This is a genomic window from Pseudomonas sp. BGA-UO-ETr-WB11, assembly GCF_059567785.1.
In genome coordinates this window covers 323,006-334,309 of sequence record NZ_JCAQOS010000006.1, presented here as the reverse complement: position 1 = coordinate 334,309, position 11,304 = coordinate 323,006, and the positions used below count along the sequence as shown (strand labels likewise).

The window sequence follows — 11,304 nt, the reverse complement described above, 5'->3', positions numbered from 1 at the left end:
GCTTAGAAGCCGTCCTTGAGCAGGTGATCGAGGTTGACCGGCTCGCCCGGTACCGCCTTGAGCTTGTTGCGGATGTCATCAAACATCAGGTCGTATTCTTTGTGGTTGCGCAGCACCGGACCGAAGTTCGGGTGCAGGCCGTGCTTGCCGGCAATACGGGTGATGGCGCTGGCAAAGTTAAACGCCGTGTCACGGTGCAGTTCAAACTCATCCTCAAACGGCTTGCCCTCAATCTCCCCTACCATGCGGAAATGCAGCATGGCCCCTTCTGCCGCGTCCTGGCGCACGTCGTAGTAGATATCCACGGCAAACTCCGGGGTACCCGGCAAGGCGCCGACGCTGCTGCGGTGCAAATGTCCTGGTTCAAACATCGTGTGATTCCCCTTCAAGTGATGCGCCGCAAAGCGCCGAATACAAACTCTGCCAATTCTAGACTGGGCAATAGCCCTGATCACTGCCTTATATCAGTGCAATTCAGCGCGTGCGGTACGCTCTTGCACCAGCACCCAGGGCGCCACCACCACGGCCCACAGCGGCGGATCGCGGGCCAGCAAATCTTCAGCCTGATCTGCACTAAGCGCATTGACCTGTCCCGCCGCCAGCCACGCGCTGATGCTGGCCTTGTCATCCTCGGCCACTGCCAGGGCCACGGCAACCAGGTCGAGCGCTGCCGCAACCCAGAGCACTACGCCACGGGCAAAAAACGGCTGCAGTTCTTGCCAGGCAATGGGCGCCGTCTCGCCAAGCAACTTGGCATATAGAGTGCTAGCGTGATCGTCACCGGCATGTTCGGGGCTGAACTGTTCTGTCATGAGTTACACCATCTGAAATGTCGTCGCATGATAGCCATAGAGCAGCCATAGGCAAGCCCGCCGGCGTCAGACATAAAAACGCTTATACGACGTTTTTTTATACATTTATTACGATTTAGCGACATAACCTGACCGATCCGTCGGTTGGCCGCTTTCCAAGCCACAAACCGGCGCTCTACACTGTGCCGGTACAGTTGCCGGGGCCAACACGAGGCAGAACATTGCCCACATCAGCCTCGCGCCGACCGTAACCAATAAAAACGCAAACACAATGAGTGGAGCACTATGAACAAGGCTACTAAGCAGATTTCCAAGCTGTTTGCCGCCATGGCCATGGCCGGCGTTGCCAGCTACTCCGTGGCAGCAGACACGATCAAAATCGCCCTGGCCGGCCCCGTGACGGGCGCAGTTGCCCAGTACGGCGAGATGCAGTTCATTGGCGCCAAAATGGCCATCGAGCAAATCAACAAGGCTGGCGGCGTCAACGGTGCAATGCTCGAAGGTGTGGTCTACGACGACGCCTGCGACCCCAAGCAAGCCGTGGCCGTGGCCAACAAGATCGTTAACGACGAAATCAAATATGTCGTTGGCCACCTGTGCTCCAGCTCCACTCAGCCGGCTTCGGACATCTACGAAGACGAAGGCATCATGATGATCACCGCGGCGTCCACCAGCCCGGAAATCACCGCTCGCGGCTACCAATTGGTGTTCCGCACCATTGGTCTGGACAGCCTGCAAGGCCCGACCGCCGGCAACTTCATTGCTGACCACGTCAAGCCGAAAACCATTGCCGTCATCCACGACAAGCAGCAGTACGGTGAAGGCATCGCCACCGCCGTTAAGCAAACCCTGGAAGGCAAAGGCCACAAGGTTGCTCTGTTCGAAGGCATCAACGCCGGCGACAAAGACTTCTCGGCCATGATCGCCAAACTCAAGCAAGCCGGTGTCGACTTCGTTTACTACGGCGGCTACCACCCGGAACTCGGCCTGCTGCTGCGCCAGTCGGCTGAAAAAGGCCTGAAAGCCAAGTTCATGGGCCCGGAAGGCGTGGGTAACAAAGAACTGTCGGCCATCGCCGGCCCGGCCTCCGAAGGCCTGCTGGTGACCCTGCCGAAGTCCTTCGATCAGGATCCAAAAAACCAGGCACTGGTTGAAGCCTTCAAAGCCAAGAAGGAAGACCCAACCGGCCCGTTCGTGTTCCCAGCTTACGCCGCGGTACAAGTAATGGCTGAAGGCATGAAAAAAGCAGGCAGCACCGACACCGCCAAGGTGGCCGAAGCCCTGCGCGCCAACAGCTTCGATACTCCGACCGGCAGCCTAGCGTTCGACGCCAAGGGCGACCTGAAGGACTTCAGCTTCGTGGTCTACGACTGGCACCAAGATGCCACCAAGACCGAAGCCGCTCTCAAGTAAAGAGCAGGCGACACACCTGAACCCAAAGCCCACTGCCCCGGCAGTGGGCTTTGTTTATATGTGCTTTCACTGCGTTACCCGCGTAGTTCCCCGTGATGTCAGCGAACCTTGCCGAGGCCGCGCCCAACCGGCCGTATTTGCCGCAGGTTCCCAGGAGTCAGGTAATGCCCGAGATTTACCACTACCTACAACAGCTGGTTAACGGTCTGACCGTTGGCAGCACCTATGCCTTGATCGCCATTGGCTACACCATGGTCTACGGGATCATCGGCATGATTAACTTCGCCCACGGCGAGGTTTACATGATTGGCTCGTACGTGGCCTTTATCGCCATCGCAGGCCTCACCATGATGGGGCTGGACAGCCTGCCGCTGCTGATGACTGCCGCCTTTCTCGGCAGCATCATCGTCACCAGCGCCTATGGCTACAGCATCGAGCGTATCGCCTATCGCCCACTGCGCGGCAGCAACCGGCTGATCCCGCTGATCTCGGCGATCGGCATGTCGATCTTCCTGCAGAACACCGTGCTGCTGGCTCAGGACTCGAAGGACAAATCGATCCCCAACCTGATCCCCGGCAACTTCGTGTTTGGTAGCGGCGGCGCAAGCGAAGTGGTGATCTCCTATATGCAGGTGCTGATCTTCGTCGTCACCTTCCTGGTGATGCTGGCCCTGACCCTGTTCATCTCCCGTTCACGCCTGGGTCGCGCCTGCCGCGCCTGCGCCGAAGACATCAAGATGGCCAACCTGCTGGGCATCAACACCAACAACATCATCGCCCTGACCTTCGTCATCGGTGCTGCTCTGGCGGCAGTGGCCGCGGTGTTGCTGAGCATGCAGTACGGGGTGATCAACCCCAACGCCGGCTTCCTGGTTGGCATCAAGGCCTTTACCGCTGCGGTTCTGGGCGGCATCGGCAGCATCCCCGGCGCCATGCTCGGCGGTTTGCTGCTCGGCGTGGCTGAAGCCTTTGGCGCCGATGTATTTGGTGATCAGTACAAAGACGTGGTCGCTTTCGGCCTGCTGGTACTGGTGTTGCTGTTCCGTCCGACCGGTATTCTCGGTCGCCCGGAGGTAGAAAAAGTATGATCACGAACCTCAAAACCGCCTTCTTCAGCGCCCTGCTGGTACTGGCCGTGGCCTACCCGGTGCTGGGCCTGAAACTCACCACCGTCGGCATCACCCTGGAAGTCCATGGCGCCAGCCCAGCAGCGCTGTGGACCATCGCCGGCGCCGCCATTGCCATGTTTGCCTGGCAGCTGTTTCGCAACCGTCTGGACGGCGTGTGGGCGCAACTGCCTTCGCTGCCCAGCGTGCCCGGCAAGGCCAGCAACTTCCTGACCCTGCCCTCGACCCAGCGCTGGATTATCCTCGGCCTGATCATGGTCGCCCTGGCCTGGCCGTTCTTCGGCTCGCGCGGCGCGGTGGATATCGCCACCCTGATCCTCATCTACGTGATGTTGGGCCTCGGCCTGAACATCGTGGTTGGCCTGGCCGGCCTGCTCGACCTCGGCTACGTCGGCTTCTATGCCGTCGGCGCCTACAGCTACGCGCTGCTGTCGCACTACTACGGTCTCGGTTTCTGGACCTGCCTGCCGATTGCCGGCCTGATGGCGGCATTCTTCGGCTTCGTCCTCGGCTTCCCGGTGTTGCGCCTGCGTGGCGACTACCTGGCCATCGTCACCCTCGGTTTCGGCGAGATCATCCGCATCCTGCTGCGCAACATGACTGAACTGACCGGCGGCCCCAACGGCATCAGCAACATCGACAAACCGACCCTGTTCGGCCTATCGTTCGAACGCCGCGCCGCCGAAGGCATGCAGACCTTCCACGAGTATTTCGGCCTGGCCTACAACTCGATCAACAAGGTCATCTTCCTTTACCTGGTGGCCCTGCTGCTGGTGCTGCTGACCCTGTTCGTGATCAACCGCCTGCTGCGCATGCCGATCGGCCGCGCCTGGGAAGCGCTGCGCGAAGATGAGATCGCCTGCCGCGCCCTGGGCATGAACCCGACCATCATCAAGCTCTCGGCCTTCACCCTCGGCGCCACCTTCGCCGGTTTCGCCGGCAGCTTTTTCGCCGCGCGCCAGGGCCTGGTCACGCCGGAGTCGTTCACCTTTATCGAGTCGGCGATCATTCTCGCCATCGTCGTGCTGGGCGGCATGGGCTCGCAGCTGGGCATCATCCTCGCCGCGGTGGTGATGATCCTCTTGCCGGAGCTGATGCGTGAGTTCAGCGAATACCGCATGTTGATGTTTGGCGCCCTGATGGTGCTGATGATGATCTGGCGTCCGCAGGGCCTGTTGCCCATGCAGCGTCCGCACCTGGAGCTGAAGCCATGAGCCGCCCGATTCTTGAAGTGAGCGGCCTGTGCATGCGTTTCGGCGGTCTGCTGGCGGTCAATAATGTCGCCCTCAGCGTGCAGCCCAAACAAGTGGTGTCGATGATCGGCCCCAACGGCGCCGGCAAGACCACCGTGTTCAACTGCCTGACCGGCTTCTACCAGCCGAGCGGCGGCGTGATCCTGCTGGATGACGCGCCGATCCAACACCTGCCGGGGCACAAGATCGCCCGCCGCGGCGTGGTGCGGACCTTCCAGAACGTTCGCCTGTTCAAGGAAATGACCGCCATCGAGAACCTGCTGGTGGCCCAGCATCGGCACCTCAACACCAACTTCCTTGCGGGCCTGTTCAAGACGCCGGGCTTTCGCCGCAGCGAACGCACGGCCATGGAATACGCGGCGCACTGGTTGGAGCAGGTCAACCTCACCGAGGTGGCCAACCGCCCAGCCGGAACCCTCGCCTACGGCCAGCAACGCCGTCTGGAAATTGCCCGCTGCATGATGACCCGCCCGCGCATCCTGATGCTCGACGAGCCGGCCGCCGGTCTCAATCCGCGCGAGACCGAAGACCTCAAGGCGCTGATCGGCATGCTGCGCAACGACCATGACGTCACCGTGCTGCTGATCGAGCACGACATGAAGCTGGTGATGAGCATTTCCGACCACATCTACGTGATCAACCAGGGCACGCCCCTGGCCAACGGCACGCCGGAGCAGATCCGCAACAACCCGGATGTGATCAAAGCCTATCTGGGAGAGGCATAAGCATGCTGTATTTCAACAATGTCTCGACCTTCTACGGCAAGATCCAGGCCCTGCACGACATCAACATCGAAGTGCAGAAAGGCGAAATCGTTACCCTGATCGGCGCCAACGGCGCCGGCAAATCAACCCTGCTGATGACCCTGTGCGGCACGCCGCGGGCCAGCAGTGGCAGCATCCGCTATCAGGGTGATGAGTTGGTTGGCCTCGACACCCCCGAGATCATGCGCAAGAGCATTGCCGTGGTGCCGGAAGGTCGGCGGGTGTTTGCCCGCCTGACCGTGGAAGAAAACCTGGCCATGGGCGGTTTCTTCACCGAGAAAGCCGACTATGTGGAGCAGATGGACAAAGTCCTGCAACTGTTCCCGCGCCTCAAGGAACGCTTCGATCAGCGCGCTGGCACCATGTCCGGCGGCGAGCAGCAGATGCTCGCCATCGGTCGTGCGCTGATGAGCAAGCCGCAACTGCTGCTGCTCGACGAGCCGTCTTTGGGCCTGGCGCCGATCATCATCCAGCAGATTTTCGACATCATCGAACAGCTGCGCAAAGACGGGGTTACGGTGTTCCTGGTCGAGCAGAACGCCAACCAGGCACTGAAGCTGGCCGACCGTGCCTATGTACTGGAGAACGGCCGTATCGTGATGCAGGGCAGCGGCGCCGAGCTGCTGGTGGACCCGAAGGTCCGCGACGCCTACCTGGGCGGCTAAACCGCCCAGATAACCTGTGCCCTTACAGGCGGAACTTGCTGACCAGGCTGTTGAGGTCGATGGCCAGGCGTGACAGCTCCTGGCTGGAGGCACTGGTCTGGTTGGCACCGGCTGAGGATTGCAGCGACAGGTCACGGATATTGACCAGGTTGCGGTCCACTTCACGGGTGACGGACGCCTGCTCTTCCGAGGCACTGGCAATCAGCAGGTTACGCTCGTTGATTTGAGTGATCGAACTGGTGATCTCGTCCAGGGCCTGGCCTGCCGACTGGGCCAGTTCCAGGGTGGCATGGGCCAGGGTGTTGCTGCCCTGCATGGCGCTCACGGCATGATCGGTACCCTGGCGGATACCACCAATCATCTGTTCAATTTCCTGGGTCGACTGCTGGGTGCGCTGCGCCAGCAAGCGCACCTCATCCGCCACCACGGCAAAACCGCGCCCCTGTTCACCAGCACGCGCCGCCTCAATGGCCGCGTTCAAAGCCAGCAGGTTGGTTTGCTCGGCAATCGAGCGAATCACCTCCAGCACCTTGCTGATATCGCGAATTTTGTCCGCCAGCTCGCCCACTTCACTGGCGGTAGAAGTGACGTTCTCCGCCAGACTGCTGATTGAGTTGACTGTACGCAGCACCTGATCGCGACCGCGCTGGGCAGTACGCTCGGACTCCCGCGACGCCTCGGAAGTACTCACCGCATTGCGCGCCACTTCATCCACCGCACTGGTCATTTCATTGACCGCCGTGGCCGCCTGCTCGATCTCGTTATTTTGCTGATGCAGGCCGCGGTTGGTGTCTTCCGTTACCGCGTGCAGTTCTTCCGACGCCGATGCCAGCTGATTGGAGGAGTCGGCAATATGCTGAATGGTGCTGCGCAGGCTTTGCTGCATGCTCTTGAGGGCTTCCAGCAGCTGCGCGGGTTCGTCGGAGCCTTCAACCTGGATGTTGGTGGACAAGTCGCCCGACGCCACCGTGCGGGCCACGGCCACTGCCTCATTCAGCGGCTTGACGATGCTGCGGGTCAACACCAGCGCCAGCACGATAGTAAGCACCACGGCCAGGACGATAAAGATCACGACCCCGTTGATCGCTGCAGAAAACTCCGCACGCCCTTCAGAGATGGACGCCTCCGCACCTTTCTTGTTCAGTTCGGTCAAGTCCACCAAAGCCTGCGCCGCGTCGCTGGCATGGCTATTCAGCTCGCCATTGACCACCGCCCGAGCATCTTCGAGCTTGCCCTGCCGCGACAACTCGACAAATTTGCTCTGTTCGCGCAGGTATGCATTTTGTTCCAACAGATAACGGTCAAATATCGCCTGTTCCGCCTCGCTAGAAACAAGCTTGCGATAACGTTCCTGAGCCTCAAGCAACTGGCTTTTAATCTGCTCCAGCCCCTGCTCGGTGGTACGCATCGCCTGCTCATCGCGATTGACGAACAGGCGCAGGGTCAAGGCGCGAACGCGCAAAAACTCGCGACTCATATCATTCAAAGCAAGAATACTGGGCAGCCAGTTCTGCTCAACCTGCGTGGTATTTTCATTCATACGCTGCATTTTCAGCATAGAAAGCCCGCCAACCAGCAGCACGATCAGCGCCATCACTGCAAAACTCAGGCTGGCGCGGGTGGAAACACTGATATTACGCAGTGACATACAGGTATTCCTCGGGGCTAGTTTCGGCAAATATGCCGCCAATACACTGGCACAGTTATAAGCAGCTAACTCTTATATCGACACTCAGGCGCATGACTAAAGGATAGCCACGAAAAAGCACCCACACCGTTCAATCCGCGCCACGCCCCACCCCAGGCAAATAAGCCCGCGCCAAGCTGGCCGTTAACCCCTAAAATGCTCGCCATCCATTTTTACTCGACCACAGAGCAGCCGCTCGAGGCCTTCGTCATGTCCGTTGCATCCCCATCCGCCGCCACCGACCGCGAGCAATTCCTGGCGCAGCTGGAAACCAGCCTGCAGCAGAACACTCTGGTCAAGCTGGTACTGTCCAAATACCGCGGCGCGGAAGTTGATTTGCAACGGGTGGTGGCGCGCCTGGTCAGCGTTAAAGAGCAGCCTTGCCTGTCGTTCGTCTACAGCTACAAGACCCGCGATATCACCAAGAACCTGCCGCTGAGTGAGGCCCTGGCGCTGATTGCCGAATGGCTGCCAGCGGCGTTCAAGAACGCTCACCTGCTGTCGCTCACCGCCGAGCTGCAGCTGACTTTCAGCAAAAAAGACAAGGCCCAGCTGTTCGTCGGCAAAGCCGTGCAACGGGAAGCGCCGAGCGCCGAACACAATCGCGAGAAGAAGCGTTTTCTGGAGCTGACCCGACCGTTTCTCCGCGATCTGGGCGTGACCAACGACCAGCACGATCTGGTGCCCGCCATGGCGCGCAAGTGGAAGCAGATCAACAAGTTCGTTGAAGTGTTTGCCCACGCCCTGAGCAGCTCCACCCTCGACCAGAACCAACCGCTGCACGCCGTCGACTTCGGTTCCGGCAAGGGCTACCTGACCTTTGCCCTGCACGACTACCTGAGCCACAGCCTGGGCCTGGACGCACGGGTGCGCGGCGTCGAGCTGCGCGAGGACATGGTCAACCTGTGCAATGCCGCGGCCGCCAAGCTGGAGCAACCGGGCCTGCTGTTCCAACACGGCGACGTGCGCACTTACGCCCCCGAGCAGATCGACATCATGATCGCCCTGCACGCCTGCGACGTGGCCACCGACTATGCCCTGCACCTGGGCATCCGCTCGGGCGCCGCGATCATCATGTGCTCGCCGTGTTGCCACAAACAGATCCGCCCGCAGATGCACACCCCGGCCACCCTCAAGCCGATGCTGCAGTACGGCGTACACTTGGGCCAAGAGGCCGAGATGGTCACCGACAGCCTGCGCGCCCTGCTGCTGGAAGCCTGTGGCTACGACACCAAGGTGTTCGAGTTCGTGTCCCTGGAGCACACCAACAAGAACAAGATGATCCTCGCGGTGAAACGCGCAGAGGCCGGCAACCCGAGCGAGCTGATGGGCAAAATCCAGGCGATCAAGGACTTCTACGGCATTCGCGAGCACTGCCTGGAGACTCTGCTTAAAGCCGACACTCTGCTACCTGCCTGACACCACCCTTGAGCTGCACCCAGCGCCCCGGTAACGTGGCGCTCCCTTTCCGGAGAGCCACCATGTCCAGCGTCCGTTTTCTGCTGCTTGCCCTGCTGCCTGTGTTTGCCGGCTGCCAGTCACTGTTCCCGACGGACGAACCGGCACCCGCGCCCGTGGTGCGCCTGCAGGGTGAGTTGCACGTGGTGAACAACCGCCTGCAGTTCCGTCCCTGCCAGGAAAAACGCCAGTTCATTCTTGAAGACAGCGGCAATACCGGTCTGCTGCAAGAGGCCGTGACCCTGCTCAATGGCGGCAAGGACGTGCTGTTTGCCGACCTCGCTGGGCGCATGGCGGCCAGCCAAGTGGCCGGCACCGACGGGCAAATCGAGCTGACCAAGCTCTATCGCATCCAGCGCGAAGGTCACGGCTGCGACGACCTCAACTTCAAGCGCCAGACCCTGCGCGCCAGCGGCCATGAACCAGAGTGGCGCCTCGACGCCAACAGCCAGGGCCTGATTCTGCAACGCCCCGGCCAGGCCGATCTGGTCGTGCCGTACCTGGAAGAACAACTGCCCGAAGGCCGCTTCAGCCTCAGCAGCGCCGCCAATGGTCAGCAACTGGAACTGTGGGTTGCCCCGCAGCGCTGCGTCGACAGCATGAGCGGCAGCGTCCAGCACCTGCGCGCCGAGTTGCGCCTCAATGGCCAAATCCTCAAAGGCTGTGGCGCTTACGGTGGCGCCCGCCAGGAAGCCATCGTTCTGCCCGAAGAGTAAGGCTATATACCCGTTAGCTGTTGCAGCGCTGGCCTCGCGCAGTAGGAGCGGCTTCAGCCGCGATGCACCCAAGGCAAACGGCATCGCGGATAAATCCGCTCCTACAGAAGCTCAATCGCGCCCTCAACACGCAACGTGGATATAAAGAGTAAGCCCACGGCAGCGTCACCCACAGAGGCCTAAGCTCTAGGTAAAGCCTCTTGGGAGATTGACCATGCTGCGCATTGCCATCAACGGTTACGGACGCATCGGTCGCGCGCTGGTGCGTGCCCTGTTTGAACGGGGCCTGGAACAAAAAACCCATATCGAGGCAATCAACGACCTCAGCGACTTCAGCACCCTCGCCCACCTGACCCGCTTCGACTCCACCTTTGGCCGCTTCAGCGGCCAGGTGCTGCTGCACGACGACATCCTGCAGATCCACGGCCAATCCATCCGCCTGCTGCGCGAGCGGGAAGTGGTCAACTTGCCCTGGGACCGCCTGGGTGTCGACCTGGTGCTGGAATGCACCGGCAAACTGAAAAGCCGACTGCAGGTCGAGCAACACCTGACCGCCGGCGCCCCACGGGTGCTGCTTTCCCACCCCCTGGAAAGCGCTGACCTGACCGTGGTGTATGGCGTCAATCACGAGCAACTGGGCAGCCAGCAGATCGTCTCCAATGCCTCCTGCACCACCAACTGCCTGGCGCCGCTGGCCATGGTCCTGGACCAAGCCGTGGGCATCCGCCAGGGCTTGATTACCACCGTGCACGCCTACACCAACGACCAGAGCCTGCTCGACAAAAGTCACAGCGACCCTTACCGCGCCCGCGCCGCCGCGCTGTCGATGATCCCCACCAGCACCGGCGCAGCAAAAACCATCGGCCTGGTGCTGCCGCGCCTGGCCGGACGCCTGGATGGCCTGGCGATTCGCGTACCCACCGCCAACGTCTCGCTGCTCGACCTGACCTTCACCAGCGAGCGCCCCACCTCTGTCGAGGCGATCAACGCCGGCCTGCAGGAAAGTGCCAAAACCCTGCCCCTGGGCGTGCTGGAATGTAATGAACTGCCGCTGGTGTCCTGCGACTTCAACGGCTACCCGGTGTCCTGCGTGGTCGACCTCAACCACACCCGTGTGCAGGGCGAACTGGTCAAGGTCCTGGCCTGGTACGACAACGAATGGGCCTTCGCCAACCGCATGCTGGATGTGATGGTCGCCTGGCTGCGGCCCTGACGCCGTAGGATGGCGTGGAGCGCAGCGATACCCATCAGGGCTGACTCGCGGTCGAGTATTCGATGGGTATCGCACGCTCAACCCATCCTACGGCCTGAACAACAAACAGTGGCGTTGGCGGTTTGAAGCTTCGCGGTCAAGACCGCTCCCACACCCCCCGACCACCGCAGGAGAGCGCATCGTAGCCCGGATACCA

Annotated in this window: 11 protein-coding genes; 8 read left to right on the top strand and 3 right to left on the bottom strand. The window is 61.0% G+C overall.

What is annotated here, in order from left to right:
* Positions 1-2: 2 nt before the first annotated feature.
* Both AC56DI_RS10440 and AC56DI_RS10435 read right to left on the bottom strand, forming a co-directional pair.
* Positions 3-371 carry a DUF5064 family protein gene (locus AC56DI_RS10440; protein ID WP_496346082.1) on the bottom strand — a complete coding sequence of 123 codons (369 nt, stop codon included), beginning with the start codon at positions 369-371 and terminating at the stop codon, positions 3-5.
* 93 nt (positions 372-464) lie between these two features.
* Positions 465-812, bottom strand: a complete 348-nt coding sequence (locus AC56DI_RS10435; RefSeq protein WP_496346081.1) for a DUF2288 family protein — start codon at positions 810-812, stop codon at positions 465-467.
* A 285-nt stretch (positions 813-1,097) separates the two neighbouring features.
* Here AC56DI_RS10435 and AC56DI_RS10430 point away from each other — a divergent pair, with 285 nt between their 5' ends.
* The 5 genes from AC56DI_RS10430 (at position 1,098) to AC56DI_RS10410 (ending at position 6,034) form a co-directional block, all read left to right on the top strand.
* Positions 1,098-2,225, top strand: coding sequence for a branched-chain amino acid ABC transporter substrate-binding protein (locus tag AC56DI_RS10430; RefSeq protein ID WP_496346080.1), 1,128 nt, complete (start codon positions 1,098-1,100; stop codon positions 2,223-2,225).
* Between the two features lie 164 nt (positions 2,226-2,389).
* Positions 2,390-3,313: a high-affinity branched-chain amino acid ABC transporter permease LivH gene (livH, locus tag AC56DI_RS10425; RefSeq protein ID WP_496346079.1), complete on the top strand. Its 924-nt coding sequence runs from the start codon at positions 2,390-2,392 to the stop codon at positions 3,311-3,313.
* Positions 3,310-4,566, top strand: coding sequence for a high-affinity branched-chain amino acid ABC transporter permease LivM (locus AC56DI_RS10420; RefSeq protein WP_496346078.1), 1,257 nt, complete (start codon positions 3,310-3,312; stop codon positions 4,564-4,566). The genes livH and AC56DI_RS10420 overlap by 4 nt, the downstream gene beginning before the upstream one ends.
* Positions 4,563-5,330 (top strand): high-affinity branched-chain amino acid ABC transporter ATP-binding protein LivG, encoded by a 768-nt coding sequence (gene livG / locus AC56DI_RS10415; RefSeq protein ID WP_496346077.1) that lies wholly within the window; start codon positions 4,563-4,565, stop codon positions 5,328-5,330. The genes AC56DI_RS10420 and livG overlap by 4 nt, the downstream gene beginning before the upstream one ends.
* A 2-nt stretch (positions 5,331-5,332) precedes the next feature.
* Complete coding sequence (locus AC56DI_RS10410; protein ID WP_496346076.1) at positions 5,333-6,034, top strand: ABC transporter ATP-binding protein; 702 nt, start codon at positions 5,333-5,335, stop codon at positions 6,032-6,034.
* 22 nt (positions 6,035-6,056) lie between these two features.
* Here the strand turns inward: AC56DI_RS10410 and AC56DI_RS10405 are convergent, their stop codons facing one another.
* Complete coding sequence (locus tag AC56DI_RS10405) at positions 6,057-7,682, bottom strand: methyl-accepting chemotaxis protein (protein WP_496346075.1); 1,626 nt, start codon at positions 7,680-7,682, stop codon at positions 6,057-6,059.
* Between the two features lie 249 nt (positions 7,683-7,931).
* Between AC56DI_RS10405 and AC56DI_RS10400 the strand changes: the two genes are divergently transcribed.
* The 3 genes from AC56DI_RS10400 to gap all read left to right on the top strand — a co-directional run bounded on the left by AC56DI_RS10400 (position 7,932) and on the right by gap (position 11,108).
* Positions 7,932-9,140, top strand: a complete 1,209-nt coding sequence (locus tag AC56DI_RS10400; RefSeq protein ID WP_496346074.1) for a class I SAM-dependent methyltransferase — start codon at positions 7,932-7,934, stop codon at positions 9,138-9,140.
* Between the two features lie 62 nt (positions 9,141-9,202).
* Positions 9,203-9,895 carry a COG3650 family protein gene (locus AC56DI_RS10395; protein ID WP_496346073.1) on the top strand — a complete coding sequence of 231 codons (693 nt, stop codon included), beginning with the start codon at positions 9,203-9,205 and terminating at the stop codon, positions 9,893-9,895.
* Between the two features lie 214 nt (positions 9,896-10,109).
* Positions 10,110-11,108: a type I glyceraldehyde-3-phosphate dehydrogenase gene (gene gap / locus AC56DI_RS10390; RefSeq protein ID WP_496346072.1), complete on the top strand. Its 999-nt coding sequence runs from the start codon at positions 10,110-10,112 to the stop codon at positions 11,106-11,108.
* The last annotated feature ends 196 nt before the right edge of the window (positions 11,109-11,304 follow it).